We start from the raw sequence: 26,848 nt of genomic DNA on the forward strand, positions 1-26,848 counted from the left end.
TCCTTGCAGTGGTTGAAGTCGCGGCGCGCGTCAGAATCGCGCGGCCCGGTATGGCGTGAGGTCCAGCGGCGGTGCGCGCTGGGCGACGAGGTCGGCGACGATCCGCCCGGTGATGCCGGCGAGCGTCACGCCGAGATGCTGATGACCGAATGCGTGGATCACGCGCGCGCTGTCACGTGCGTGGCCGATGACCGGCACGCCGTCCGGCAGCGTCGGCCGGAAGCCGAGCCAGCTGCGCGTCGGCGCGCCGAGCGACGGCAGCGCCTCGCGTGCCGAGCGCGTGAGCAGCGCGACGAGCGAGCGGTTCATCGGCGCGTCGAAGCCGCCGAGTTCGACGGTGCCGGCCGCGCGCAACCCTTCGTCGAGCGGCGTCATGTAGAAACCGCGCTCGGCCCAGCCGACCGGCCGCGTGACGATCTGCTCATGCGCGGCGAACTGCACGTGATAACCGCGCTCGGTATCGAGCGGCACGGCGTCGCCGCACGCAGCGGCGAGGTCACGCGAGCGGGCGCCCGCGGCAATGACGACGTGGTCGAAGGCGCGCACCGAGCCGCCCGCATGCACCTGAACGCCGTCGCCGACGGGCTCGATCCGCGCGACGCACTCGCGTTCGAGCGTCGCGCCGCCGGTTGCCAGATGCGCGAACAGTTCGCCGAGAAACCCGTGCGGATCGGAGAAATGCCAGCTTCCGACGAACAGCACGCCGCGCGCGAAGATCGGCGCGAGCGCGGGCTCGAGCCGGCGGATCGCGCTCGCGTCGAGCAGCTCGAACGGCACGCCGAGCCGGCGTCGCAGCGCGAGCGACGGCTGCGCGGCATCGAACGACGCCTGCCGCGCGTACAGGTACAGGCATTCGCGCGGCCGCACGAACGCCGCGAGCCGCGGCGGGGCGAGCAGCGGCGCATAGCCGTCGGCGGCGCGCGACAGCAGCGCGGCCAGCGCACTCGCGCTGCGTACGTGGCGCGCGGGCGTCGATGCGAGCAGGAACCGCGCGAGCCACGGCGCGCCGCGCAACAGGTATGGCCAGCGGATGCGCAGCGGGCTGTCGGCGGCGAACAGGAAGTGCGGGATGTTGCGGAACACGGACGGGCCGTTCACCGGCACGCAGCCGTATGGCGCGAACGTCGCGGCGTTGCCGAACGACGCGCCGTGGCCGACGCCGGCCGGATCGAACAGCGTCACGCGATGCCCGTCGCGCTGCAGCCATGCCGCCGCGCCGAGCCCGATGAAGCCTGCACCCACGATGGCGACGTTCGCCATGACGCATCCCCTCCGGCACACATGGTTCACACAAAGTTGCGATTAAGAATCACACAGTAATTTTTTGTGTGCAATCAAAATGAGATTGTGTGGCGCTAGTGTTTACCCGATTTCAACTGGCTGATTCAACAGACTTTTCTGCTGACGTTTGACGGGGAAGGGATGTCATATACAATCGCTGGGCAGGCAAAAATGGCAGACAAACGCTTTTTGTGTGGTCACAGGCGATAAATGGCATCAGACAAACTTTCCGGCGAGCGCGACAGCGGCGAGCCGGTGCAGGCGAAGCGGCCGACTTATGTCGAGGTATCGAGCTCGATCGAGGAGGAAATCCGCAACGGCACGTATCCGCCGGGCAGCCGCCTGCCGCCGCAGCGCCAGCTCGCGACCGAGCTCGGCATCAACGTGTCGACCGTGTCCCGCGCCTACAAGGAACTGCAACTGCGCGGCCTCGTGATCGGCAGCAAGCGCCGCGGCTCGCTCGTCACCGGCGGCGCGATGCCGAGCATCGCGCCGGCCCGTGCATGGCTCGCGGCGGGCAACGGCGTGATCGACCTGACCGTGAACCGCCCGGCGACCGGCGAATTTCTCGCGAGCCTCGCGCGGACGTTCGGCACGCTGCCGAACGACCCGCGCTTCGCCGCGCTGCAGGAATACCAGCCGCCGCAGGGGCCCGACTGGGCGCGCGCGGCCGGCGCACAGTGGCTTGCCGCGCCCGGCTTCGCGCCGTCGAGCGACCAGGTGGTCGTCACGAGCGGCGCGCAGCACGGGCTGTATGCGGTGCTGAACAGCCTGATCGGCACCGACGGCGTGATCGTCGCCGATCGCCTCACGTATTACGGGCTCAAGGCGCTCGCGCCGGTGTTCCAGTTCGAGATCGTCAGCGCGCCGTCCGACGACGACGGCCTGCTGCCCGACGAGATCGAGCGGATCTGCCAGCGCATGCCGGTCAAGGCGATCTTCGTCGTGCCGAACCTGCAGAACCCGACCGTGACGACGATGAGCCTCGCGCGCCGGATGGCGCTCGTCGACATCGCGCGGCGCCATCACGTGACGATCATCGAGGACGATGTGTACGGCCCGCTCGTACGCGACCGGCTGCCGGCGATCGCGGGGCTGTGCCCCGAGCTGACGTTCCATATCGGCGCGACGTCGAAGATCCTCGCGCCGGGGCTGCGCCTCGGCTACCTGAGCTGCCCGCGCGACAGTGTCGCGCTATGTGCGGAAGCGGTGCGCACGACCGCGTGGATGCCCGCGCCGATCTCGATGCTGATCGCGACGGTATGGATCGAGGACGGCACCGCCGAGCGGATCATGGCCGCGCAACTCGCGGAGATCCGCGCGCGCGTCGATCTCGCGCGGGAACTGCTGCCGGCCGGGCAGTTGAAGTCCGACCCTGCGTGCATGTTCGTGTGGCTGCGGCTGCCGCCGCCGTGGCGCGCCGACGACTTCGCCGCGAACGCGAAGGCGCGCGGCGTGATCGTGATGCCGTCGTCGACGTTCGCGGTCGACCGCGCGGAAATCGAACACGGCGTGCGCATCAACCTCGCGTGCCCGGCCACGCGCGACGAGCTCGTCAACGGGCTGCGGATTCTGTCCGGCACGCTGAAGGACCGGCCGCGCGCGCTGTTCGGTTCGATCTGACGGCGGGCGCTCAGTCGAGCAAGCCCGCGACGACGTCGACGATCCGCTGCAGCAGCGCTTCGTCGTAAGGCAGCCACGGCACCGCGCGCAGCGGCGACGGCGGCGGCTCGGTCGCGGGTTCGACGGGCTCGCCGTCGCGCGTCACGCGGCCGGTCGCGCAATGCACCGACCACGCGCCGACGCGCACATGGCGTTCGTCGATCGCCATCCTTCCTTGCGCAATCGCGTCGGCGAACACGAGCGACAGCACGTGCTTGCGATGGCGCGCCATCACGCCCAGCGGCAAATCCGACAGCCGGTTCAGGCGCTGCCAGCGTTCCGCGTCGATGTCGCGCTGGCGAACCGGATCGACCGCGAGCGCGGCGGCGGTGGCCGCGCGCGTCGCGTCGTCGTCGAGCGCGAATGCGGACACGCTGACGAGCAGGTCGACCGCGCGCGCCACTTCCGAGAACACGACACGATCGATCTCGCCGATCGGCAGCGGCACCCAGCGCCGCTCGTGCCGGCGTTCGACGTGCAGCCGGCGCGACGTGCCATGGCTTTCCGAGCCGGGATAGAGCCGGGCATCGACGACGAAGGTTGCACGCACGTCGCCGAATTCGCGGACGAGCCCGTCGTCGTATGCGCGGATCGACCAGCCTTCGCGGCGCGCGACGCCGAGCAGCGGCCGGCTCGACAGCACGTGACCTTCGAACATTGCGGAATCGCTGGCCGCGGCGTCGCTTTCCTCCGGCACGTAGTACTCGCGGAATGCCTGCCTGATTGGCTGCCGCAGCGCGCGGCCGACGATCGCGCGCTGCCACGCGAGCCGCTCGTCCGCATCGGCCAGCAGCGGGTGCCATAAGCGGATGTCGCTGTCGTCGGCGATGTCGCACGCGTGCCCCGCCGCGTCGCGCAGCACGACCTTGCCCTTCGCGACGTCAGGCATGAACGACAGCGTCGTCCCGTCATGGCCGCGCGCTTGCCAGATCATGCGCGTCGAGAACGCGGCGCCGGCCGGCGCATCGACGAGCCGCTCGCGCCATTCGGCATGGCCGAGCGTGATCGGCTGCCAGAAGCCCGCTTCCATGCACGCGGCGAGCATCGCGAGCTGCTTGTTGTCGGGCTTCGCGTCGAGCGTCATGCGCAGCGCGGTATGCGGCCGCTCGCCGAGCGCGCGTTCGGCCGGCTTCAGGTTGCGCGCAAGCTTCTTCTGCACGCCGGCATGACGCACGGCGGCCAGCGCGTCGCGCAGCGCGCGCACGCTCTCGGGTGTCGGGATCGTCTCGACCGCGTGGCCGAGCGCGATCGCGAGCGACTGCGACGGCGCCGTCTTCGCGGCGGTCGGCGCGACGCACACGCCCGTCAGCAGCGGCCCGATCAGCGGGCGCAGCCACGCTTCGTCGCGATAGGCGGCCACGCGCGCCGCGCGGGCGACGACCTGCGCGTCGTCGGTCGTGAACGCGCGATCGGCCTGGTACGGAACGGTGCCGGCATGAATCGCCGCGACTTGCCGCGCGGCCTCGGTCAGCGCGTCGCGCGCGAATTCGACGTACGCGGCGTCTTCCGCGAGCGTGACGGCCGGATCGCTGAAGTCGATCCACAGCCGCTTCGGCGCGAAATAGCCGTCGTGCGTCGCGGCCAGCGCGAGCAGCGCGGCCGGCCCGAGTTCGGGCAGCACGTTGAGTTCGCGCACCCGAAACGGCGAATCCGCCAGCGCTTGCGCATACGCGTCGCGTCGCGCCGAGAAGTCGCGGCGGCCGGCGAACCAGTCGAGCGCATACGCGCCATACGCGGACGCGGCGCGCAGGCCGCCTTCCTCCGGTTCGCCCGCGATGCGCGCAAGCTCGGCCTGCAGCGCGGGCGACGGCAGCGCGTCGAGGCAGGGCAGTTCCTGCAGCGCGCGCTGCCACGCGCCGGGAGGGATATCGCGGAACAGTTCGAGTGCGGTATCGGCGTCGACGAGCGGCACGAGGCCGAGCGCATCGATCTGCCCGTGCAGCCAGCGCACGAATTCGGCGCGGGGGTCGTCGTACGCGAAGTCGCGCTGGATGATCTCGCGCTCGGTGCGACGCAGCGCCGGCCACACCGTGCCGAGCGTGTGCGCGTCGAGCGTCGACAGGTCGATCGGCGTGCCGGTGAAGCGCGGATGGTCGGCGGTGCCGGTCAGCCGCGCAACGAGCAGGGCGGCGAGCGCGCGGTCAGTCATATGCGCTCTCCTTGCCGGCGGCGCGCGATGCGCGGATGTCGGCGCGGCGGCTCGCGCGAGCCGATTCGCGTTCGACCGGCGCGCCGCTCGCATCGGGGAGGTCGATGACGATCTGCACGCCGAGCCCCTGCAGGATCCGGAACACCTTGCCCCACCGGACGGTGCCCGCGCCGCCTGCGGCCTTGACCATGACCGATTCGCTACCGCCGAGACGGCCAGCCGCATCGTTCTGGCGCCATTTCCGTACTTTCCGGGCCGCGCGGATCGCGCCGCCAAGGCCGGATGCCTGTTCGATCGTGTGCTGCATGGTCGGACTCCACCCGTGAAAACCGTGCGACCGCACAGTATTGCACCCCAATTGCGATCGTCGGACGAAAGACCGTGCGGCCGTCGCTTCGGGCCGGCGCCGGCGGCGCCGCGCAAGGCTTCCGGCCGCCCGGTCATTTCATAAGACGCACAGTTATCCCGTCATACGCGATTCGCGCCGAACTGTACTCTTGTTCGCACGATCGATGTGTGTGCTCGTCGCCGACTGTTCTGCTTTTAAGATTCCACCATCAAGTGCACAGTGCCGCAGATCCAGTCATACCGGAACCCTGCCGGCGCATCTTCAAGAGAGAGCCAGTGCGATGGAAAAAGCAAAACCGGAGGGAAAGATCAGGAATCACGACGGCCTGGTCGGCGGGTGGAACACGCGCGTGTCGGACGCGCGCAGCATGGCGGCGCGGCGGCGCATGCCGACGGGAGGCGCGCGATGAAACTCTATGAAAAACTCGCGGACGATATCGAGCGCCTGATCCGCCAGGGCGTGTACCGGCACGGCGACCGGATTCCGTCGGTGCGGCAGGCGAGCCAGCAGCACCGGATCAGCATCACGACCGTGCTGCATGCGTATCTGCTGCTCGAAAGCCGCGGGCTGCTGGAAAGCCGGCCGCAGTCGGGCTATTTCGTGAACCTGCGCCGCGACGACAGTCATGCGCCGGTGCGCGAGCTGCGACCGTCGAAGCCGATCGCGATTTCGTCGTCGGTGGACGTGAGCCGGCTCGTGCTGTCGACGCTGCGCTCGATCGGCACCGACGACGCGGTGCCGCTCGGCTCGCCGTACCCGGACCCGAGCCTGTTCCCGTTCGAGAAGCTGAACCGCTACGCGTATGCAGCCGGCCGCGACAAGTCGCTGTCGGGCGTGACGGACGGGCTGCCGCCCGGCCATCCGCGGCTGATCCGGCAGATTGCGCGCCGCTACCTGGAAAACGGGATGTCGGTGGACCCGAACGAGATCATCGTGACGGTGGGCGCGACGGAGGCGATCAACCTGTGCCTGCAGGCGGTCGCAAAGCCGGGCGATACGATCGCGGTGGAGTCGCCGACGTTCTACGCGATGCTGCACGCGATCGAGCGGATGGGGATGAAGGCGATCGAGGTCGCGACGCATCCGGAATACGGGATCGACATCGCCGCGCTGGCCGCGATCGCGAAGTCGCAGCCGATCGCCGCGTGCATGGTGATGCCGAACTTCCAGAACCCGCTGGGCTTTCAGATGCCCGACGAGCGCAAGCGCGAGCTGGTCGAGTTCGCCACGAAGGCCGGTATGCCGATCATCGAGAACGGTGTGTATAACGAACTGTATTTCGGCGATACGCATCCGAGTTCGTTGAAGTCCTACGACCGCAGCGGAATCGTGCTGCATTGCTCGTCGTTCTCGAAGAGCCTGACGGCTGCATACCGGATCGGCTGGGCATTGCCGGGCCGCTATCGCGATCAGGTCGAGAAGCTGAAATTCCTGAATACGCTCGCGACGCCGTCGTTGCCGCAACTGGCGATCGCGGAGTTTCTCGAACGCGACGGCTACGAGCATCACCTGCGGCGCTTACGCAAGGCGTATGCACAGCAGGCGAATCTGATGCGTGCGATGGTGTCGCGGTTCTTTCCGGAGGGCACGCGCATTTCGAGTCCGGCCGGCGGGTATGTGCTGTGGGTCGAACTGCCCGTGCAGGTCGATGCGATGCGGTTGTATCAGCTTGCGCTGGAGCAGGGGATCACGATCGGGCCTGGCTACATGTTTTCGATTACCGACAGCTACCGGAACTTCATCCGGTTGAACTACAGCAGCCCGTGGTCGCCGGAGATCGAGCAGGCGGTGATCACGGTCGGGAAGCTGGCCGCGGCGTGCATGAAGTGACAGGGCGTGTGTGGTGTCTTGCGCTTCGACGACGAAGCCGGCCTTGTGCCGGCTTTTTCTTTTTCTTGGGTCTTCGTGGATTCCTGTGGATGTTGCTTGCCGACCCGGAGCGGTCATGCCCCAGTGCAAGCGTCGATGACCGCTTCGCAGTAGAGTTCTGCCGGTGATGACGGAGCCTGACAAACGGTTTTCAACGTATTCCGTCAACGCCCACATTATCGTTTCCCTTATTCACTACTCATGCTCGGGCTGAACTACTCTTCAACAGCCGATTCGATGGAACAACGGCTCGTGGAAATGGTGATTTGCGAGGATCTTACCGACTTGGCTTATTCATAAAGAAAATGAGGGTTCCATGGATAGACGACTCTTTATTTCGGGGATTGCCTCAGGCGCACTCGTCGAACATCTGTCCGCCTCGGCAGACGAACGACAAGCGATGCCGGGCTCGTTTGAAGCGTTGCTCAGCCGAATCCAGGCTGACTCGGAGATGGTCGAGGCTGGCTGGAAATACCGAGAGCCTTCCGTAAGCCGAGGGGTTGGTCACGGTGAACCCTCCAAACGTAAGCTTAGCCAAGCGGCGATCGATCTCATTGTTTCCTGTGAGATCGCCAGTCCAGCCGTCTATGAACGAAAATATCGCCGGCCGATCTGGCCAAAGGGTGCGTCAGGCGTGACTATCGGAGTGGGGTATGACTTGCGCTACGCAAATGCTAGGTACATAAACCGTGATTGGCCCATGTTAAGCACGGCTGATCGGGCCGCGCTTTTGAAAGTGGCTACACTCTCGGGACAAGCGGCAAAGGCGGCTTTGCCCCAAGTTCACGACGTCGACATTCCATGGCCTGCTGCGAATAGCCAGTTTTTAGCGTTTCTGCCATATCCAACCAAGCAGACCGAAGGCGCTTTCCCTAATTGCAACGCGTTGTCCGATGATAGCTTTGGCGCTTTGGTCTCACTGATCTACAACCGCGGACCTGCGATCGTTCGTAACAGTAAGTCCCGACTGGAGATGTATGAAATAAAGCAGTTGATGGCAGCCAAAAAATTCAAGTCAGTGCCGGACCGCATTCGTTCGATGAAGAGACTTTGGACAACCCCCGATTCTCGAGGTCTAGTCCTTCGACGTGAGGCAGAAGCTGCGCTCTTCGAACGAGGACTCCATGCTTGACCCGATTGCGATCGCCAATGTTGAACACCTTCTTCGACATCACTGGACTCAGCTGGGCCGCGCCAGAAGATCGCTCCTTGTTGTGGCGTCGCTCGCATGCTGCGGGGCCAGCGCACCACTGCCGGCGCGCATCGCACTCGTCATCGGTAACACACACTACACCGCCCTTGACCCGCTGCCGAATGCGCTAGCTGACGCCAAAAGACTGGCAAAACAGTTGCAGCAACTGGGTTTTGCATTGCAACCAGACAGTCTTGACCTCGATCAGTCGCATTTGACCGCTGCTGTCGCCGCGTTTGGTGACCGGCTGCGTTCCGCCGGACCCAACGCCGTCGGTTTTTTCTATTATGCTGGTCATGCGGCGCAAGACGAGTTCGGTGTCAACTATCTCCTTCCCATCGATGCTCGAGCACGGACGCCTGCGGACGTTCGAACTGCAGGAACTCCTTTGCCACCACTGCTGCTGGCACTTGAAGATGCAAACACGCCAGTCAACATAGTGGTCCTCGATGCATGCCGCAGTTGGTACAAGTCCAAAGGCAATCCAAAAGACCCGAAAGGATTGCACGATATGGGGCAGCACGCCAGCATGCTCATTGCTTACGCCACTCGCGCTGGTGAGACCGCTGACGAAGGCCCAGGGCTTTCCAGCAGCCCGTTTTCTCGCCGCTTGATTGAAGCACTCGAGCAACATGGGGGCGAACCGCTTGTACTGCTATTCGACGACGTAAAGACCCTCGTGTACACCGACACGGATGCAGCGCAATCGCCGTTGTTAGTTGACGGTCTTAACGCGTCTGGTCGGTGGAGCTTTGCCAGCGGCACGTTGGAAAGTGTGCCTGATAAACCAAAACCTAATGGGGCCGCGACAATTTCTCCGTTCCTAGCTAGCCTCGACCGCGCAAAGCTTGTGGCATTTTTCCGTGGGAGGGAGTCTCTTGCGGACGCCCTGCTTAAGCGTCGTGACGTACTCGCCAAGTACGCGATCGATTCGCCGAACCGGCTTGCTTACTTCCTCGGGAATATCGGTCACGAGTCGGGCGGATTCACCGTGTCCAACGAGAAATTCGGATATTCGGCCGCGGACTTGCGCAAAAACTGGTCGAACAAGGTGCTATTGTAGTGGTCAACTAATCCCGGACACTGCGTTAAGTTTTTCTTCCGCAACCGCCGGCGCCAGTCCGTCATTGAACTGATGCGGCCGTATCCAGTTGTACCGGTGCATCAGGTAGTGGCTGATGTCCCGGTGTGCCTCCTGCGCCGACATGTAGCCCACTGACGGTAGCCATTCGGTCTTGAAGCTGCGGAACAGCCTCTCCATCGGGGAGTTATCCCAACAATTTCCTCGACGGCTCATGCTCTGCTGTATCCGATAGCGCCAGAGGCGCTGACGGAATTTCCGGCTTGCATATTGGCCGCCTTGATCCGAGTGAAACAGCAAGCCTTGCGGTCGACCACGTTGCTCATAGGCCATCTCCAACGCCTGCACGACCAGATCGGCATCAGGGCGTGTCGAGAACGCCCAGCCAACAACCCGACGCGTGAACAGGTCGAGTACTACGGCCAGATAATGCCAACGGCCCTGCGCCCAGACATACGTGATGTCACCACACCACACCTGATTCGGCGTACCAACCTCGAATTCGCGATTGAGATGGTTCGAGATATCGATCCGCTCGACCGTGGCCTGCTTGTAGGCATGGCGGCCCGGCTGCTTGCAGATCAACCCGAGTTCTTCCATCAAGCGGCTGACCTTGAAGCGGCCAATCGCCGTACCTTCCTCGCGCATCATGCCCATGATGCTGCGACTGCCAGCAGAGCTTCGACTCTCGATGAACAGCTCGTGTACCCGGCTACGCAGTGCCATTCGCTCGGCATCAACGCGTCGGGCTCGCCATCGGTGTGCATACAGGCAGGACCGCGACACGTCGAATACCGCGCAGATCAGCTCGACCGATTCGCTTGCGCCAATCTGATCAATTACTTCGTACGTTCGATGCCTTCCGACATCAAGAGCGCGGTAGCCTTTTTTAAAATGGCCTTCTCACGCTCGAGGCGTTCGATACGCGCCTCGAGTTCCTGAATACGCTGTTGATCCGGCGTGATTGCCTTGCCCTGCGGCGTGACGCCCTGGCGTTCCATCTGAAGTTGCTGCACCCAGCGGCGCAGCACCGTCTCGCCGACGCCGACCGAGCGGCTTGCTTCCATATGGCTATAGCCCTGGTCGAGCACCAGACAGGCGGCTTGCTGTTTGAACTCCGGGGAAAACGTACGTCGTTGCTTGCTCATCAGACACCTCTTCATGGCGAACATTCTCGCCTAAATCAGTGTCCGGATTCATTAGACCACTACATATCAGATGAAATGGCGCAAGCCATCGTTGGCAAGCCTGAAGCAGTCGCCAATACGATTCACGCCAACACTCTGGGAAATGGAGGTCCCGATAGCGGCGATGGGTGGCGCTATCGCGGTCGCGGTCCGTTCGGTTTCTTCGTCACCGGTCGGGAAAATTATAAGCGCTTCGGGGAAATGATCGGAGTGAATCTTCTAGACTCGCCAGATTTGGCCGATGATCCAGAGATTGATTTTGCGATTTCGGCGGCAATATGGTCTGCATACAAGGTCAACGCGGCGGCCGACTCTGACGATCTAGCAGAGGTCGCGCATAGGTTGCGCACGCCCGCCAACCCCGAAAAAATAGCAGCGCGGAGAACCTGGGTTCGGCTGGCGAAGGAAGCCATCAATTGAGGCGCTTCTGGATATAACGGCTCGTAAATTGCTGGTCTATCATGAAGCGAATTCAATTCCCGCAACGCGGTTCGGTGACTGACCTCGTGCGTCGCTACGATGGTCCAGTCGATCCGATGGGCGCGACAATGGCGCGATATTGCGACGCCCGCCAGCGTTGTCTGTCTCGTGTGTTAGCCGCCGTGACATTGAAACCGTCCATTTGAGGTCTCGTAACCGACATTCAGACATCAGGCCAATGGCACGGGTCAATGACAGCAACTGGCCGAATCCGGAAGCTCGAAGTTGGTGGACGGTCGCCCGCGCTGGCGTCGACCGGTTGAATCCGCCACCCTTTTCGGTCGTTGCGGTCCCCAATGGTGAACGGCCGCTTTCTGCCCCAAAGCCGTCTAGTAGTGAAAAGCCGCGAGCAAGTGGTGAGCCATCTCGCTAATTGTCATCGCGCGGCAGTTGTAGTTATTAAAGCTTTTTTCGCTAGGCTGCGGCCGGTTTGCGACACCTTATTTAGACTAGGGGGCGGCTTGCGTACCAGAATGGGGCAGTTCACCTTGTACAATCATGGCGGCCACACCCCGAAGTCAACTTAAGCGAGTCAACTTGGCAACCTCACATCCGACCAGTTCTCGAGGCATCTCCAGTGGTGGCGCCGCAGCAGCAGGAGGTATTGGGTTTCAGGCCCAGCTTGGGGCGCTTTTCGGTCTGAAGTTGCTTGCCCAAGTTCCTGTCGACCACGTACTGGAACTGGGGCCGGCCGTTCCTGTCTGGATTCGCTTCGAGACCGAGGCACCTGTCGACGACATCTTGGTGGCAACGTCGGATGGTGGGTTCATCGCGGTGCAGGCCAAGACGACCGTGAACCTCTCGTCCGGGGCTGAAGGTGGCTTGGCCAAAACCGTCCAGCAGTTCATTCGACATTGGCTTGTCTGCCGCGATGGTCAGGGCGAACAACTTTGGGATCGCAGCCTCGATCCGAACAAGGATCGACTCGTGCTGGCAGTAGGACCCACAGCACCCGCCTCGGTTCGTGTGGATCTCCCGGCAGCGCTGAGATCTCTCTCGCAGCCATCGCCAGCTGCGCTGACCCAAGACCAGCAAAGGGCACTGGGGGTGTTCGAGACATGCATGCGGGAAGCCTGGAGCAACACTACGACCGAACCATGGAGTTCGATCTTGCTTCGAAGCGTTGCGCAGATTGTGAGGGTGATGACGTTTGACCCGGCTGGCGCGTACGCCAACGTCATGGAGGGGCTAGCAGCAAGGGTGACGACGACGGATCAGGCTCGACCTTTGATCACTGCGCTGAGCCAGATCAGCCAGCGCTGGATGACCGAGCGGAGCGGTGGCGACTTACCTCAGCTGCGGCAAGCCGTCATGCATGCGGGAGTGCAGTTGTCTGCGCCACCACGCTTCGAAGACGATATCCGTAAGCTTAGGGAACACTCGGCGCAAATTGCCGCCGACTTGCGGTCCTACGAGCAGATCGAGGGAGCCGAGAGCGTCATCCGAATCACCCGGGAATGTCAGGCAGCCGCCTTAGCCGCGGCTCAAGAAGGATCGCTCCTCTTGATTGGCGAGCCCGGCGCCGGTAAGAGCGCTGTCATCAACGCGTTGGCCCGTGCTTTGCGGAGCCATGGCGATGTCGTCGAACTCGCAGTCGACCGCTATAGCGTTCAAGATCTCGTTGGACTGAAGAACGAACTGGGTCTCCAACACGACCTGGTCAAAGTGCTCGAGGCCTGGGACGGACCATCGGGGGGATGGCTAGTCGTCGACGCCCTCGACGCTACGCGTGGTGGACAGGGAGAGGGCGCGTTTCGAACACTGATCGAGCGTGTTCTCGCTTTGAAGGGGCGCTGGAAAGTCGTGGCCTCGATACGGACGTTCGACTTGCGCATGGGTGTCCGATTCCGTGAGTTGTTCGTAGGTCGTCCGGCCAACCCGCATTATCGGGATGCCGCATTTTCAACGGTGAGGCATCTGCTTGTGCCGTCTTGGTCAGGGGAAGAGTTCGACCAGATACTGAACCAAGCGCCAGAACTCCGTACGGCCCTCGATGGCGCCCCAACGAAGCTCCGGCAACTTGCGCTTGTGCCGTTCAACACACGTCTCATCGGCGAGTTGCTCCGCACAGGAATGGGTGCTGAAGCACTTCGCGAGCTCGCTAACCAAGCGGGCCTGCTGAGGTTGTATTGGGAGCACCGAGTGACGCCATTGGGGGCGCGCGCCGATGCCTGCTTGCACAGCGTTGTACAAGCGATGGTCGATAGCCGAGCGCTGCGGGCCCCGGCTCATGTCATCGCTGCCGAAGCGCCCGATGGCTTGGATGAACTTCTTCTCCAGGGCGTGTTAGCCAAGGTCGAGAATGAGCGCTATATCCAGTTCCGTCACCATCTTCTGTTCGATTATGCTGCCTCGCGGCTTCTTATGGACGTCGATGGACTCGTTTCAGGCGAGGTGCAGTACCTGAAAGCACAGACGATTGGCCTGTTGCTTGCGCCGGCGATGGGCTTTCTGCTGCAGGAACTCTGGGTGGCACAGCCGGATCACGAGCGCTATTGGATCGCCGTCGAAAGGATGGTCGGCAATCCGGAGGGCGACCCAATCCTGCGCAGCGTGGCTGGACGGCTCAGCGCCGAGCTGCCGGAGAATGCTGCAGACACTCATGCCATCGCAAAGCATGTCGCCGACGGTCGAGATATGGTGCCTACGGCGCTTTGGCACGTGGTGTCTGCGCTGGCGGTGCGCCTAGAAGACCATCCGAATGTGAGTCTCGCGCCGTGGGTCTCGCTAGCCGGTGAACTCGCTGTCAGCGTCGAGCGAGTTCCTTCCCCACTGAGGACGCTGCTTTACCTCTTGATCAACACGGCGCGTCCGTCTCAGACAGGTGAGGCAGTCGGTCTTGCGGCAAGATCACTGTTGGGATTCGTGTTTGACCATCCTGAGTTGAGAATCGATGCTGCGCTAGTCATCCCTAACGTCGTCGCCACTTACGCGACCGCGCCTTCGGAGTCTCGAGCGCTCTTGGAACGAATCTTCGAATCTGAGCGCGCCGATACACACAACTGGGAAGACGTTCCGGCGCTGTGTCGTGAGATTTCCAAACTGGCCGACGCCGATCCGGATTTCGCTGCGACCGTGTATTCGAAGACCTACGCAGGCACCGTGAAAGACGATGTCACTACTAGCATGGGCGGTCGAAGTCAGATTCTATCTTTGACGTCGAACTCCAGGCAGGACTACAACATGGCGCTGTACTCGCTGTGCGAGTTCTTCCCGACGTTTCTGCAGAATCACCCTCGAGAGGCCACCCGAGCGTTTGTGGAATCGGTAGGCCATTACATTCTGCGGGAGCACAAGCCAGCAGAACGCGAAGTTATTACCCGAACGATTGATGGCCGGACTCTCCGACTTGAATCTGACCTGAGTTACGTCTGGGGTCACGACCCTGGCAACACGTATGGTCGGGATGGCGACGCCCTGATCGCGAAGTTCGTGCCTGCGTTTGTTGCGTTGCCTGAGTCCGATGCTCGCTTGGTTGCAGACCAGATCTCGACTTCATCAGCGTGGGCATTGACATGGGCAAGGCTCTTTCTTGCGGCAGTGCAACGCAACGATAGCTTGATCGACCAACTTTGGCCGATTGCGGCAGATGAGGCTTGGCTTTCTAATATCAATACCCGGAAGGATGCGATTGACCTCGTGGCCCGCGGGTACGGGCGGCGCAGCATGGCTGAGCGGGAGGCACTTGAAGCTTCGGTGACGACCTTCTCAATGGAAGGGTACGCCGATCCGGAAGCAGTCAGGAAACACCTGATTCAGCGTCTGTACAGCCTCATTGGGCCTGATCAACTCGTCACTGAGAGTGCACGTGCCATTCTTGCGGCCACGCCAGCAGAGGTGGTAGAGCGCAGCCTTCGAAACGAACGACCATATCGCATTACAAGCGGGTTCGGTCTGTCGGAGCCCTTCTACTGGATCGATGGCCTGGACAGGGATAGGCCTTCGAATATCACCGTCATGGAGGCCGTAGAGGCGGCCCGGGACTACATAGAGGCCAAGCCCGGTCGTCCATCGACCGACGAAATGGATACGGCTCGCGCGCTCACGTTGCTTGAGGCAGTCGTTCGTGGCCTAAAGGCTCCTGATTTGGACGAAACGCTGCGTAGCCACAGTGAAGGTGTCATCGGCCAAGGATGTGGGCAACTTGCACAGGGCGAGCGCTTGGTTGTGAGAGAGGGCTTCGATCCAACTGACCGCTATCTTGCGCTCGTTCAGATAGCTGCCACTTCTGGTAACCCAGAGGTCACCGACGAGACGGAGCATCAGTACGAAGAATCCCAGTCCTGGGGCGGACCTGCGGCTCGCATTGAGGCCGCGACGGCGGTGCTGGACGTTTGTCTTCAGCGGCCCGACCTATACCCGCGACTTGTAGACTATATCGATCGTTTTCTGGATGATCGCCATCCTGCTGCGCGATCTCAGTCGGCCGGGCATCTCATTCGATTGTGGGATCTCGATCGGGCTGGTTTCTGGCGGCGCCTCGAGCTTCGTCTTGAACGAGAGACCAACTTTGCGGTCTTGGGCTCCGTCGTCAATGTGCTGCGGATGGTCATCCATGTCGAGCCCGACCGAAGCGAACGACTGATCATCGCGCTCCTAGAGCGGTATAGCGGCACGGCGAAGCAGGCTGAACTTGAGAATTCTCTGGCTGACCTCGTTGCGATTCTTTCGGTAACCTATCAGAGAGCCTCAGCTGAGACCATCCTGTCAAGATGGTTGGGCGACCCGTCTGTGCACAGTGGAAAGCTCGAAACGATTCTATTCACGCTCCGCGATGCAGTCGTGCTGGGCCTGCATCCTGGTCAATCGGACGAGGGTGTGCTTCGGCGTCGAGCCCAAGCCCTGCTTCATCGAATCGTCGTCGCCGCGAGCGGACCACTTGCAACGTATGACCCGGGCGTCGCTGTTCCCGACGACCAGGTGCCGAGATTGAAAGCATGCGTCGGGCTCATCGACAAGGCAGCCATGGAGCTCTATTTTGCGACCGGTCGAGCCAACGGCGGTGCGGGAATCGACGAGACTGGGTGTGCGATCTATTTGCACGAGGTAGCGTCGACGCTCGAGCTTATTGCAGATCAACCACAGCCGCACACCATTTATCAGCTCCTGCAATTGATGGAGATTCTGGCTCCGCAGGACCCAGAGCGTGCATTCGATCTGACCGCGCGTGCAATTCGAGGGGGCGGCGCAAAGGGTGGTTACCAATACGAATCGTTGGGCGCCGAGCTGATGGTGCGACTGATAAGTAGCTTCCTGGCGGATAACAAGGAGATTTTTGGGACTGTTGAACGGCGCCGAGCGCTCGTGGACTGCCTCGAGATCTTCATGGAAGCAGGGTGGCCGTCGGCAAGAAAGTTGCTCTATCGCCTGCCGGAGCTGCTCCAGTGATTCGCGAAGTCACGGAGGCAGAGTTCATCGAACGATTTGCCGATCTGATCGATCGCTTCGATGCGTCGATCACCCCAGACGCGCGCCCGGAGTTTGCCGGAGCGGAGCCCGGCGATCCTCATGAACACACGACGCGCATTCATTTTTTGGATGAGCTCGTAGAACTGCTTGGTTGGTCGCTCGGATTGGGTGGGGACATGGCAGAAGAGGCCCGTCTCAAGGGCGAGACGACCACGTTCATGGACTATCTTGGTGTCAGAGCAGACGCCAATGCTCCAGCCTTACTCATTGAGGCCAAGGCATGGGACAAGGCCTTTCTAGAGCCACGAAAGAGAGAAGCTTTTGAAGCCCCGACTCTGTTGGGTGAAGGGATCAATCATTGGAGAAGCGGTGGCGAGGCGAAAGACTCTCCGGTGGCGGGGCAATGGCATGCCTACATCGATCAAGTGGGCGGCTACGTTAAAGGTCTGAAAGACAGATATGGCCACACGCTGCCCAGGGCCGTGATCACAAGTGGGCAATGGATCGTTGTGTTCATTGACCCAGTGCAAGCCTTCGTCGAGGGTACCGTCGAAGACGTCAAGATCAAGATCTTTCAGAAGCAGAATTTTAAGGCTCAGGCCAGCGAGTTGTTTTCGCTGATATCCAAGAGGGCTCTTGCCGCCGAGACGCCCTTCAGTGTGCGGCCTACACAAGTCTTGAACTACCTCACAAAGGACTTGGTCGTCGCATGTTTTCACGCGGTTCACGTGAGCTACGAGGCAAGCGGATCACCTGTCTTCGGGCGAAAGCCGCGTGTATTGGTTTATCCCGCGCTGGTGCTGCGTGGAGCGGACAACATGCTCCTGACGGTGCTGGAGGAATCTGAGGAGTCCTTGCTCGAATACACGAAGGACGAGATAACGGACGAACTCTCTCTGGGGCCGCACGTCAACAAGCTTGCTGCCGGCGCCGCTGCGCTACTGGCGCGAACGGGAGAGCAGCTCGACCTTGAGCTTCGGCCCGCGCCGATGGTCAATTTTCCTGGGTTCCCGCGCGAGCCGATGCACAAACCGGCGGTCACACGGCCGCTGACGCGTTCGAATCCCAGAGAGCGCGATAACTGGATCATCGTCACTGGCCAAGCCCCCCACTTTGTCAAAACTGGCCCAGACGTGGACTGCAGGTTTCATAAATGGAGCGTCTGCAATGTCGCTCGCCTAGCGGCAGGACCATCTGCGATTTCTAGGCCGGTGTTGTCGACCCCGAGGGCTCTCTTCATTGACGAAACGCCTCACCACTGCGCCCACCGAGATGTCATTGACCGCAGAGAGCCCCGTTGTCAGATACACATGATCGACGCGAGCCTTTGTTGTCGCGGCTGCACTTTTGTCTCAGATTGTTGGCCCGGCAATACCCGCCCGCCGTTGCCGTGTGGCACCTAGCAGGCTATTGAGATGGCAAGACTGAGGCCGTTCCTGAAGCGAGCAGGATGTGCGAGAAAGTCTAGGCTGAAAGTTCCGCGACATCCGGCGCACGTTCGACGTGTTGTTCGCGAATCTGCGGACCTTCACGCGACGTGACAGCTTTGCAGAGCGTTAATCACCGTTCGCCAGATAGAGTCAAAAGACCGGTATCAGCCTAGAGCGTACATCGCTTGGCGCTGTCACGACGGCCGCTTTTGGCCGAACGCCGACGCGTCTGCCCCGTGTTCCCCCCCGGTAATCCGCGATGAACCCTTTTGCTTTTGCGGGAAGGGTGCCGCATCGACCCGCACCAATCGCGCCGCAGATCTCGACGCGCATCGGCGCCGCCGCGACGGCCGTGTTCGCCACGAAAGCGATGAAGTGGCTGCATTGAAGATCGCAGCCACCTGATCCGCGTTACCCGCCCGTCACCGGCGGAAAAAACGCCACCTCGCTATCCTCCCGCACGACGAATCCGCCCGTCACCATCTCGAGATTCACGGCCGCCCGCACGGGCCGGTCCATCCGCAGCGCTTCCGCGCTGCGCGCGTCGCGCGCGGCGAGCGTACTGCGCAGCGCATCGACGGTCAGTTCGCGCGCATCGATCTCGACGATTTCCTCGTCGGTATCGAGTTGCTCGCGAATGCTTGCAAAGTATTTGATTGTCAGTTTCATCGCGATGTCTCGAACGGAATCTGCGGAATCGGAAAATACAAAGCGGGCGCGGCGGTCAGCCCCAGCGCCGCATCGCCTGGTCGTCGTGCACCTTCGCCTCGACCCAGCCGGATTCGCCGTCGTGGCGGATCTCCTTCTTCCAGAACGGCGCGTGGGTCTTCAGGAAGTCCATCAGGAATTCGCACGCATCGAACGCGGACCCGCGATGCGCGGCGGCCACCACGACCAGCACGACCGCCTGGCCGAGCGGAATGCGCCCGACGCGGTGCACGATCCTGACCGCTTCGAGCCGCCAGCGCGCGCTGGCTTCCTCGACGATGCTCCACAGGGCCTGTTCGGTCATCGTCGGGTAGTGCTCGACCTCGAGTGCGACGACGTCGTCGACGTCGCCTTCCTTGCGCACGACACCGAGGAAATTCACGACCGCGCCGACATTCGGATTGCGAACGATCGGTGCAAGCTCGGCACCCGCGTCGATCGCCGCATACTGCACGCGCACCTCGAAGCCGGCAGAAATGGCCGGGGGCGGTTCGGTGTGCGGTTCGGTCGTGTCGGCGGATTGGCCGTGGCTGCCGGCGCGCGACGGATCGTCCGGCAGCCCGGCGCGGGATTCGGTGAAGCTCGTCATGACGGTTCTCCTGTAGGCGGTGCGTCCTGTGTCGCGCGGCGGCCCGTCAGCCGCCGACGAGCGACATGCGCACGGTCGGATAGGTCTTGCCCGGCGCGCGGGCCGGCCGTGCGGCCCGGCGCTCGGAATAGCGGTCGTCGCGCCGCGTCCAGCGATCGCGTACGGCGGCGGCGAGCGCGTCGACCGGCGCCGCATCGTCGAGCCACGGCCGCAGGTCGGTGCCCTGGGTTGCGAACAGGCACGTATAAAGCTTGCCGTCGGCCGACACGCGTGCGCGCGAGCAGGTGCCGCAGAACGGATGCGACACGCTCGCGATGAAGCCGACCTCGCCGGCGCCGTCGATGTGCGCGCAACGGATCGCGGTCGCGTCGTGCCCCGGTTCGCCGACGAGCACGAGCGGATAGTGCTCATCGATCAGCTCGCGCATCTGCGCTGCTCGCACAACCTTGTCGCCGGACCAGAAGCTCGCGCCGCCGACGTCCATGTATTCGATGAAGCGCACGGCCACGCCGCTATGCCGGAAGTGACGCACGAGCGGCAGGATCTGGTCGTCGTTCGCGCCGCGTTCGATCACCGCATTGACCTTGACCGGCGCGAGTCCGGCCGCATGCGCGGCTTCGATGCCGGCCAGCACGCGCGACACGGGCACGTCGGCGTCGCTCATCCGGCGAAACACCGCGTCGTCGAGCGCATCGAGGCTCACGGTCACGCGCGACAGTCCCGCGTCGCGCAGCGAGCGTGCTTTCGCGGCGAGCAGCGAACCGTTGGTGGTCAGCGCGATTTCGACGGGCTTGCCGTCGACGGTCGTCAGTGCCGCGAGCCGTTCGATCAGCGCTTCGAGATTGCGGCGCAACAGCGGCTCGCCGCCGGTGATGCGGATTTTCTCGACGCCGAGCGACGTGAACGCGCGTGCGATCTTTTCCAGTTGCGCGAACGACAGCCGCTCGGACGACGGCATGAATGCGTAGTCGGCACCGAAGCTTTCGCGCGGCATGCAGTAGCCGCAGCGGAAATTGCACTGGTCGATGACGGACAGGCGCAGGTCGCGCAGCGGGCGGCCGAGCGTGTCGGTCGTGCGGGGGAAGGCGCCGGGCGATGCGCCGCCGGAGGAAGCGGCGGCGGCCGGCGTGGCGGAGACGATGGCATTCACGATCGGTTCGTCGGCCTGCATGAAGTAAGCGGTTGGGCGTCGCCGATCGGCCGCGTGCGTGCCGACGTATCGGCGCACAGGTCGTGGCGAGCCTCATCGTGAGCATAGTCCGCCGGACTTTTCCGGCAGGGACACAATCGCGCCCGTATTGCAGGAATACAGTTCACCGTGCGGGATGCGTGGCGAATATGCTGCATCGGGCGGTTATCAGGCGTCGCGCTCATCCGAGCCAGCGCGCGAATTCGTAATACGGTACCGAGTCGCCGCGCGCGATGCGCTTCCCGGCCGGCAGCCGCGCGAGCCCGCTCGCCTGCACGAGCGACTGCAGCGTGCCGGCGCCTTGCTGCCGCAGCGTGTCGAGCACGACCGTGCCGTCGGCGCCGATGGTGCAGCGCACGCGCACGAAGCGCTCGCGCTGCGCATCCGGCTCGAAGTCCATGTCGATCGGCAGCGACGGCACGATCGGCACGCACGCGTCGCGCCCCTGCAGGCAGCGGATCAGCGGCGCGACGAACAGCGCGAACGCCGTCATCGCGGCGCCCGGATTGCCGGGCAGCAGCACCACGGGCCGCGCGTCGAGCCGCGCGAGCGCGACCGGCTTGCCGGGTTTCATGCGCACGCCGCTGACGACGAACGACGCGCCGAGCGCAACCAGCGCGGGGCGCAGCAGATCCTTGTCGCCGACCGACGCGCCGCCGACGCAGATCACCAGGTCGCAACCCGCGTGCAGGTCGCGCAGCGCACGATCGACGGCGGGCGCCGTATCGGCCGCGTGCAGGCTCATTGCAACGCCGGCACCGGTTCCCGATACCAGCGCGGCCAGCATCGGCGCATTGCTGTTGTAGATCTGCTGAGGCGCACGCGGCTCGCCGCACGCGACGAGTTCGTCGCCGGTCGTCAGGATGCCGACGCGCAGTGCCGGGCGCACGTCGATGCGCGCGAAACCTTGCGCGGCAGCCACGCCGACGTGCATCGCGCCCAGCCGCACGCCGGCCGGCACGAGCAGGTCGCCGGCGCGCACTTCCTCGCCGCGGCGGCGGATATGCGACCCGCTGCGCTGCGGCGCGTCGAATGCGACCCAGCCGTCCTGTTCGCGCGCGTGTTCCTGCATCACGACGGTGTCGGCGCCGGGCGGAATCAGGCTGCCGGTGAAGATGCGCGCGGCCGTGCGCGCGGCCAGCGGCGCGGGCGTGTTGCCCGCATAGCAGCGCTGCGCGACGCGCAGCGGCTCGCCGTGCGCGAGATCCGCGTGACGCACGGCGTAGCCGTCCATCGCGCTCTGGTCGGCCGGCGGCTGGTCGAGCACGGCGGTCAGCGGCACGGCCAGCACATGGCCGGCCGCGTCTGTCACCGGAATGGAGGCGGCCGCAGCAAGCGGCGCAAACGCGCCGGCGAAATGCTGCTGCGCGGTATCGAAATCGATCAGTTGTTTCATGACGAGAGGGCCGGATGCGCTTGCGCAAGCGCCGGTTGGTCGGGAAGGGCGGTGTCGGGCGACACGTATTCGACGAAGCCGTCGTTGCGGCAGAAGCCGAGCAGCCGAACGCCGGCTTCGCGGGCGACGTCGATCGCAAGCGACGTCGGCGCCGAGATCGTCGCGATCATCGGGATGCCGACCCGCGCGGCCTTGCGCACCAGTTCGTAGCTCGCGCGGCTCGACAGGAACACGAAACCCGCGCGCAGGTCGGCGCGGCGCCGCGCGAGCCGGCCGATCAGCTTGTCGAGCGCGTTGTGGCGGCCGACGTCCTCGAACACGTCGAGCACGGCGCCGTCGCGGTCGCACCATGCGGCCGCGTGGATGCCGCCCGTCTCGCGCATCAGCGTCTGGTGAGCCGGCAACGCGCGCGCGGCGCGTGCGATCGCGTCGGCGCCGATGCCGGCGGCCGCACCGGCGGCATCGATGCGCGCCGGATGCAGGTCGAGTTGCGCGATGCTTTCGATTCCGCATACGCCGCAGCCCGTGCGGCCGGCCAGCGCGCGGCGGTGCGCCTTCAGCGCCATGAACGCCTGCTGCGACACGGTGAGCCGCACTTCGGCGCTGCCGGGCCGGGTTTCGCTCTCGATGTCGAACACGTCGGACGCGCGCTCGACGATGCCTTCGCTCAGCGCGAAGCCGAGCCCGAACGCGTCGAGGTCGATCGGCGTCGCCATCATGACCGTGTGCGAGATGCCGTTGAACACGAGTGCAACCGGCGTTTCGTCGACGACGCGATCGACGGTGTCGCGCGCTTCGCCGGCACGATGACGCGTCACATGACACGCGGTGCTGCCGGTCGGATCGTCGCGGCGGATGCAGGACTCCATGCGTTTTTCTCCAGGCGGATCGGCCGGCGTGCCGGCCGGGCTCGGCGCGTGCGCCGAACGACGGGAATCGATGCTGCCGGGCGGGCGCCGAGGGGCGCCGTCGCCGCGGGCAGGTGTCGCATCACATGTTAAGGGCGGTGAACAGCGCGCCGGAGGCACAGCGTCGCAACGCGGAAAGCAGTACAGACGGCCATCCCGCGGGCACGAAATGTGTTTTCCGTACACACATCTTCGGCAACGGAAGCAGCACAGTTTCAGCGCACGTTCGAGTGATTGCGAGTATCGTGGCAAACGCGATATCGTCATTCACGCTTCGATGCCATGCGAGTGACCGTAGGTGATCGCATGTGTTGTCGCCAAGCCGTCGCGCGATTTCCTGCTTCGGGCGGACGTTCTCACAACCACGAGCAAATTACGGTCATGGAAATCTTCGATGCGTTCCATCTCGCACGATTGCAATTCGCGTTCACGGTGTCGTTCCACATCGTGTTTCCCGCGATCAGCATCGGCATGGCGAGCTTCCTGGCGGTGCTGGAATGGCGTTATCTCGTCACCGGCGACGCCGCCTACAAATCCATGTTCCAGTTCTGGTCGAAGATCTTCGCGATCGGCTTCGGGATGGGCGTGGTCTCCGGCGTCGTGATGGCGTACGAGTTCGGCACGAACTGGGCCGGCTTCTCGCGCGTCGCCGGCAACATCACGGGCCCGCTGCTCACGTATGAAGTGCTGACGGCGTTCTTCCTCGAAGCCGGCTTCCTCGGCGTGATGCTGTTCGGCTGGCAGCGCGTGAGCCCGCGCGCGCACTTCTTCGCGACGCTGATGGTCGCGGTCGGCACGCTGATCTCGACGTTCTGGATCCTCGCGTCGAACAGCTTCATGCAGACGCCGCAGGGCTACAAGATCGAGAACGGCCTCGTCGTGCCGGTCGACTGGTTCAAGGTCATCTTCAATCCGTCGTTCCCGTACCGTCTCGTGCACATGACGATCGCGGCGTTCATCGTCGCGGGCTTCATCGTCGCCGCGTGCGGTGCATGGCATCTGCTGAAGGGGCGCCGCGACGAGCCGGTGAAGCGCACCTTCTCGATGGCGCTGTGGATGCTGCTGCTGCTCGCGCCGATCCAGATCGTCGTCGGCGATGCGCACGGGCTGAATACGCGCGAATACCAGCCGGCGAAGATCGCGGCGATCGAGGGGCTGTGGGAAACCGAGAAGGGCGGCACCGCGCTGAACCTCGTCGGGCTGCCCGACATGCAGGCCGAAACCACGCGCTATTCGATCCAGGTGCCGCACCTCGGCAGCCTGATCCTCACGCACAGCTGGGATGGCGAAATCCGCGGGCTGAAGGAATTCCCGCCGCAGGACCGCCCGTATTCGCCGATCGTGTTCTGGACGTTCCGGATCATGGCCGGCCTCGGGATGCTGATGCTGCTGACCGCGCTGCTCGGGCTGCTGCTGAGAAAGGGCGGGCGCCTGTATGAAACGCGCTGGTTCCAGTGGTTCGTGGTGGGCATGGGGCCGTCGGGCATCGTCGCGCTGCTGGCCGGCTGGATCACGACCGAGGTCGGGCGGCAGCCGTGGACCGTGTACGGCGTGCTGCGCACTGTCGATTCGGTCGCGCCGCTCAGCGCGCAGCAGGTCGGCGTGTCGCTGCTGATCTTCGTGGTCGTGTACTTCCTGGTATTCGGATCGGGTATCTACTACATGATGAAACTGATGAAGCGCGGGCCGGCTGCACAGGCCGGGTACATCGAGCTGCACCGGCATCCGGGGCTGCGCAAGAGCGCGCTGTCCACGCCGCTGAACGTCACCGAAGCGGAGTAAGCCATGCAAATCGATCTTCCTGTCGTGTGGGCCGCGATCATCGGCCTCGGCGTGTTCATCTACGTGATGCTGGACGGCTTCGATCTCGGCATCGGCCTGCTGTTTCCGTTCTTCGATGCGAAGGCCGAGCGGCAAGTGATGCTCGACACCGTCGCGCCGGTGTGGGACGGCAACGAAACGTTCCTGGTGCTCGGCGGCGCGGGGCTCTACGGCGCGTTCCCGGTCGTGTATTCGACGCTGCTGCCCGCGAATTACCTGCCGCTGGTGCTGATGCTGGTCGGGCTGATCTTCCGCGGCGCGGCCTTCGAACTGCGCGCGAAGGCCACCCGCACGCAACACATGTGGGATCTCGCGTTCATCGGCGGCTCCGCGCTCGCGGCGTTCTGCCAGGGGATCGTGCTCGGTTCGCTGCTGCAGGGCATCAAGATCGAGAACAACCAGTTCGCGGGCGGGCCGTTCGACTGGCTGTCGCCGTTCAGCCTGCTCTGCGGGATCGGCGTGCTCGTCACGTATGCGACGCTCGGCTGCGGCTGGCTGATCCTGAAGGTCGACGGCGAATTGCAGCGCAAGATGCGGCTGCTGATGAAGCCGCTTACGGGTGTGCTGCTCGCCGTGATGGCCGTCGTCAGCCTGTGGACCGTGATCGGGCTGCCGGCCGTCGCGCACCGCTGGTTCGGCAGCGGCAACCTCGGCTGGTTCCTGCCGGTGCCGATCCTCGTCGTCGCGTGCGTGTGGGGCATCTTTCGCACGGTCAAGCGCGAGCACGAAGCCACGCCGTTCCTGCTGACGCTCGCGCTCGTGTTCCTCGGTTACACGGGGCTCGTGATCAGCATCTGGCCGAACATCGTGCCGCCGTCGCTGACGATCTGGGATGCATCGTCGAGCCATTCGAGCCAGCTGTTCGCGCTCGTCGGCACCGTGATCGTGCTGCCGATCATCCTCGTGTACAACGCGATGCAGTACCGCGTGTTCCGCGGCAAGGTGCGCGAGGGCGACATCGGCTATCACTGAGCGGGGCGCGATGTGACAGGGCGCGGCGTGCGCGGGCGTACGTCACGCGCAACGCGGCCCCGGCACGGCACCTGCCCGAAAGCGGCCCGCCACGCGCGGGCCGTTGCGCATCGGGCGCGGGCGGGTCGCTATAGGTATTCCCCAGGCAGTCGAGACAACATCATGATCGTCAGACCACGACAAAACTGGCTCAGGATGCTGTTCGTATGGAACGGCTCCGTGCTGCAATCGATCATTCCGCAACTGGTGTTCATGGCGATCGTCAGTACGCTGGCGGTCTTCACGAACGGGCGCATCTTCGGCGAGAAGATTCCGCTCAACACCGCGCCGTTCACGCTGTTCGGGCTCGCGCTCGCGATCTTCCTCGCGTTTCGCAACAACGCGAGCTTCGAGCGTTTCAAGGAGGCGCGGCATCTGTGGGGCAACCTGCTGATCGCGGCGCGCACTGTGACGTCGCAACTGAATCGCTACCTGCCCGACAGCGTCAGCGATGCCGAGCGCAACCGGCTCGCCGACCTGCTGATCGCGTTTACGTATGCGCTGAAGCATCAGCTTCGCCATACCGATCCGACCGAAGACCTGCAGCGGATCCTCGGCGCGGAGCGTGCCGGCGAGTTCGCGCGCAAATGTTTCAAGCCCGTCGCGATCCTCGACGAGCTGCGCGGCGGCATCGTCCGCGCGCTGGGCCGCGCGCCCGGCAGCGACGCGACCTGCTGGATGTTCGACGCGCAGCTCGACGAACTCGGCAAGTCGGTGGGCGGTTGCGAGCGCATCCTGTCGACGCCGATCCCGTTCTCGTACAGCGTGCTGCTGCACCGTACCGTGTATGCGTACTGCGTGCTGCTGCCGTTCGGTCTCGTCGATTCGACGGAATTCTTCACGCCGCTGATCTGCGTGTTCATCTCGTACACGCTGATCGCGCTCGAAGCGATCGCGAACGAGGTTGCCGAACCGTTCAGCCTCGCGCCGAATGCACTCGCGCTCGATGCGATGACGCGCACGATCGAGCGGTCGGTGCTCGAACTGGGCGACCGCCCGATGCCCGAGGAATTCGTGCCGGCGTCGACGTACCAGATCACGTAAGCGGGCGCGTCGGGATGGTCGACGGAAATGAACGCATTCAGTTCACGCCCGTCATGGGCAACGATCGATCTTCGATGCATGTCGGGAAACCGG

The 26,848-nt window shown here is 63.8% G+C and carries 19 protein-coding genes and 1 pseudogene; 10 read left to right on the top strand and 10 right to left on the bottom strand.

What is annotated here, in order from left to right; all coding sequences use genetic code 11:
• Window positions 1-30: 30 nt before the first annotated feature.
• Window positions 31-1,260, bottom strand: a complete 1,230-nt coding sequence (locus ABD05_RS31715) for an NAD(P)/FAD-dependent oxidoreductase (RefSeq protein ID WP_047904129.1) — start codon at window positions 1,258-1,260, stop codon at window positions 31-33.
• Between the two features lie 231 nt (window positions 1,261-1,491).
• On the opposite strand from ABD05_RS31715, the gene ABD05_RS31720 reads away from it, so the two are divergent.
• Complete coding sequence (locus ABD05_RS31720; RefSeq protein ID WP_047904130.1) at window positions 1,492-2,904, top strand: aminotransferase-like domain-containing protein; 1,413 nt, start codon at window positions 1,492-1,494, stop codon at window positions 2,902-2,904.
• Between the two features lie 10 nt (window positions 2,905-2,914).
• Here ABD05_RS31720 and ABD05_RS31725 read toward each other — a convergent pair whose 3' ends face one another.
• Both ABD05_RS31725 and ABD05_RS31730 read right to left on the bottom strand, forming a co-directional pair.
• Window positions 2,915-5,092, bottom strand: coding sequence for a DUF4132 domain-containing protein (locus ABD05_RS31725; RefSeq protein WP_047904131.1), 2,178 nt, complete (start codon window positions 5,090-5,092; stop codon window positions 2,915-2,917).
• Window positions 5,085-5,399 (bottom strand): helix-turn-helix domain-containing protein, encoded by a 315-nt coding sequence (locus tag ABD05_RS31730; RefSeq protein WP_047904132.1) that lies wholly within the window; start codon window positions 5,397-5,399, stop codon window positions 5,085-5,087. Before ABD05_RS31730 ends, ABD05_RS31725 begins: the two co-directional genes overlap by 8 nt.
• A gap of 447 nt (window positions 5,400-5,846) precedes the next feature.
• Here ABD05_RS31730 and ABD05_RS31735 point away from each other — a divergent pair, with 447 nt between their 5' ends.
• The 3 genes from ABD05_RS31735 (at window position 5,847) to ABD05_RS37020 (ending at window position 9,565) form a co-directional block, all read left to right on the top strand.
• On the top strand, window positions 5,847-7,271 hold the full coding sequence (locus ABD05_RS31735; RefSeq protein ID WP_047904651.1) for an aminotransferase-like domain-containing protein: 1,425 nt from the start codon (window positions 5,847-5,849) through the stop codon (window positions 7,269-7,271).
• Window positions 7,272-7,626: 355 nt separating this feature from the next.
• Window positions 7,627-8,442, top strand: coding sequence for a lysozyme family protein (locus tag ABD05_RS38115; RefSeq protein ID WP_148669186.1), 816 nt, complete (start codon window positions 7,627-7,629; stop codon window positions 8,440-8,442).
• Entirely contained in the window at window positions 8,435-9,565 is a 1,131-nt protein-coding gene (locus ABD05_RS37020) for a caspase family protein (protein ID WP_148669187.1), read from the top strand. Before ABD05_RS38115 ends, ABD05_RS37020 begins: the two co-directional genes overlap by 8 nt.
• A 3-nt stretch (window positions 9,566-9,568) precedes the next feature.
• On the opposite strand, the gene ABD05_RS37025 is transcribed toward ABD05_RS37020, so the two are convergent.
• A protein-coding gene (locus ABD05_RS37025; RefSeq protein ID WP_148669060.1) for an IS3 family transposase occupies window positions 9,569-10,731 on the bottom strand; the annotation gives its coding sequence in 2 pieces (ribosomal slippage) (window positions 9,569-10,476 and window positions 10,476-10,731; 1,164 coding nt in all).
• A 75-nt stretch (window positions 10,732-10,806) separates the two neighbouring features.
• Between ABD05_RS37025 and ABD05_RS38120 the strand changes: the two genes are divergently transcribed.
• The 3 genes from ABD05_RS38120 (at window position 10,807) to ABD05_RS31770 (ending at window position 18,062) form a co-directional block, all read left to right on the top strand.
• Entirely contained in the window at window positions 10,807-11,190 is a 384-nt protein-coding gene (locus ABD05_RS38120) for a glycoside hydrolase family 19 protein (RefSeq protein WP_148669188.1), read from the top strand.
• Between the two features lie 597 nt (window positions 11,191-11,787).
• On the top strand, window positions 11,788-16,638 hold the full coding sequence (locus ABD05_RS31765) for a DEAD/DEAH box helicase family protein (RefSeq protein ID WP_148669189.1): 4,851 nt from the start codon (window positions 11,788-11,790) through the stop codon (window positions 16,636-16,638).
• The gene (locus tag ABD05_RS31770; RefSeq protein ID WP_053060022.1) at window positions 16,635-18,062 is read left to right on the top strand and encodes a hypothetical protein; all 1,428 of its coding nucleotides are present in this window, start codon (window positions 16,635-16,637) and stop codon (window positions 18,060-18,062) included. The genes ABD05_RS31765 and ABD05_RS31770 overlap by 4 nt, the downstream gene beginning before the upstream one ends.
• Window positions 18,063-18,500: 438 nt before the next feature.
• On the opposite strand, the gene moaD is transcribed toward ABD05_RS31770, so the two are convergent.
• The 5 genes from moaD to fdhD all read right to left on the bottom strand — a co-directional run bounded on the left by moaD (window position 18,501) and on the right by fdhD (window position 22,840).
• Window positions 18,501-18,758: a molybdopterin converting factor subunit 1 gene (gene moaD / locus ABD05_RS31775; protein WP_047904135.1), complete on the bottom strand. Its 258-nt coding sequence runs from the start codon at window positions 18,756-18,758 to the stop codon at window positions 18,501-18,503.
• A 55-nt stretch (window positions 18,759-18,813) separates the two neighbouring features.
• Window positions 18,814-19,386, bottom strand: coding sequence for a molybdenum cofactor biosynthesis protein MoaE (locus ABD05_RS31780; RefSeq protein ID WP_047904136.1), 573 nt, complete (start codon window positions 19,384-19,386; stop codon window positions 18,814-18,816).
• 46 nt (window positions 19,387-19,432) lie between these two features.
• A complete protein-coding gene (moaA, locus tag ABD05_RS31785; RefSeq protein WP_047904137.1) occupies window positions 19,433-20,557 on the bottom strand; it encodes a GTP 3',8-cyclase MoaA in 1,125 nt (374 codons plus the stop codon).
• A 199-nt stretch (window positions 20,558-20,756) separates the two neighbouring features.
• The gene (locus tag ABD05_RS31790; RefSeq protein WP_047904138.1) at window positions 20,757-21,971 is read right to left on the bottom strand and encodes a molybdopterin molybdotransferase MoeA; all 1,215 of its coding nucleotides are present in this window, start codon (window positions 21,969-21,971) and stop codon (window positions 20,757-20,759) included.
• A complete protein-coding gene (gene fdhD, locus ABD05_RS31795; protein WP_047904139.1) occupies window positions 21,968-22,840 on the bottom strand; it encodes a formate dehydrogenase accessory sulfurtransferase FdhD in 873 nt (290 codons plus the stop codon). The genes ABD05_RS31790 and fdhD overlap by 4 nt, the downstream gene beginning before the upstream one ends.
• Window positions 22,841-23,260: 420 nt before the next feature.
• Between fdhD and ABD05_RS31800 the strand changes: the two genes are divergently transcribed.
• From ABD05_RS31800 to ABD05_RS31810, 3 genes are all read left to right on the top strand, one after another.
• A complete protein-coding gene (locus ABD05_RS31800) occupies window positions 23,261-24,661 on the top strand; it encodes a cytochrome ubiquinol oxidase subunit I (RefSeq protein WP_047904140.1) in 1,401 nt (466 codons plus the stop codon).
• Between the two features lie 3 nt (window positions 24,662-24,664).
• Entirely contained in the window at window positions 24,665-25,672 is a 1,008-nt protein-coding gene (cydB, locus tag ABD05_RS31805; RefSeq protein ID WP_047904141.1) for a cytochrome d ubiquinol oxidase subunit II, read from the top strand.
• Window positions 25,673-25,834: 162 nt separating this feature from the next.
• Entirely contained in the window at window positions 25,835-26,755 is a 921-nt protein-coding gene (locus tag ABD05_RS31810) for a bestrophin family protein (RefSeq protein WP_047904142.1), read from the top strand.
• Here ABD05_RS31810 and ABD05_RS39490 read toward each other — a convergent pair.
• A pseudogene (locus ABD05_RS39490) lies at window positions 26,746-26,835 on the bottom strand (alpha/beta hydrolase); the annotation flags it as partial. The gene ABD05_RS31810 and the pseudogene ABD05_RS39490 overlap by 10 nt on opposite strands.
• Between the last annotated feature and the right edge of the window lie 13 nt (window positions 26,836-26,848).

The sequence above is a fragment of the Burkholderia pyrrocinia genome, assembly GCF_001028665.1.
Classification (GTDB): domain Bacteria; phylum Pseudomonadota; class Gammaproteobacteria; order Burkholderiales; family Burkholderiaceae; genus Burkholderia; species Burkholderia pyrrocinia.

Bases quoted from the DNA above. Each gene is read 5' to 3' on its own strand.
- ABD05_RS31735 (WP_047904651.1), top strand. From the start codon at position 5,847: ATGAAACTCTATGAAAAACTCGCGGACGATATCGAGCGCCTGATCCGC.
- ABD05_RS31730 (WP_047904132.1), bottom strand. From the start codon at position 5,399: ATGCAGCACACGATCGAACAGGCATCCGGCCTTGGCGGCGCGATCCGC.
- ABD05_RS31780 (WP_047904136.1), bottom strand. From the start codon at position 19,386: ATGACGAGCTTCACCGAATCCCGCGCCGGGCTGCCGGACGATCCGTCG.
- cydB (WP_047904141.1), top strand. From the start codon at position 24,665: ATGCAAATCGATCTTCCTGTCGTGTGGGCCGCGATCATCGGCCTCGGC.
- ABD05_RS31725 (WP_047904131.1), bottom strand. From the start codon at position 5,092: ATGACTGACCGCGCGCTCGCCGCCCTGCTCGTTGCGCGGCTGACCGGC.
- ABD05_RS31720 (WP_047904130.1), top strand. From the start codon at position 1,492: ATGGCATCAGACAAACTTTCCGGCGAGCGCGACAGCGGCGAGCCGGTG.
- ABD05_RS38120 (WP_148669188.1), top strand. From the start codon at position 10,807: ATGGCGCAAGCCATCGTTGGCAAGCCTGAAGCAGTCGCCAATACGATT.
- ABD05_RS31810 (WP_047904142.1), top strand. From the start codon at position 25,835: ATGATCGTCAGACCACGACAAAACTGGCTCAGGATGCTGTTCGTATGG.
- fdhD (WP_047904139.1), bottom strand. From the start codon at position 22,840: ATGGAGTCCTGCATCCGCCGCGACGATCCGACCGGCAGCACCGCGTGT.
- ABD05_RS38115 (WP_148669186.1), top strand. From the start codon at position 7,627: ATGGATAGACGACTCTTTATTTCGGGGATTGCCTCAGGCGCACTCGTC.
- moaA (WP_047904137.1), bottom strand. From the start codon at position 20,557: ATGCAGGCCGACGAACCGATCGTGAATGCCATCGTCTCCGCCACGCCG.
- ABD05_RS31790 (WP_047904138.1), bottom strand. From the start codon at position 21,971: ATGAAACAACTGATCGATTTCGATACCGCGCAGCAGCATTTCGCCGGC.
- ABD05_RS37020 (WP_148669187.1), top strand. From the start codon at position 8,435: ATGCTTGACCCGATTGCGATCGCCAATGTTGAACACCTTCTTCGACAT.
- ABD05_RS31715 (WP_047904129.1), bottom strand. From the start codon at position 1,260: ATGGCGAACGTCGCCATCGTGGGTGCAGGCTTCATCGGGCTCGGCGCG.
- moaD (WP_047904135.1), bottom strand. From the start codon at position 18,758: ATGAAACTGACAATCAAATACTTTGCAAGCATTCGCGAGCAACTCGAT.
- ABD05_RS31800 (WP_047904140.1), top strand. From the start codon at position 23,261: ATGGAAATCTTCGATGCGTTCCATCTCGCACGATTGCAATTCGCGTTC.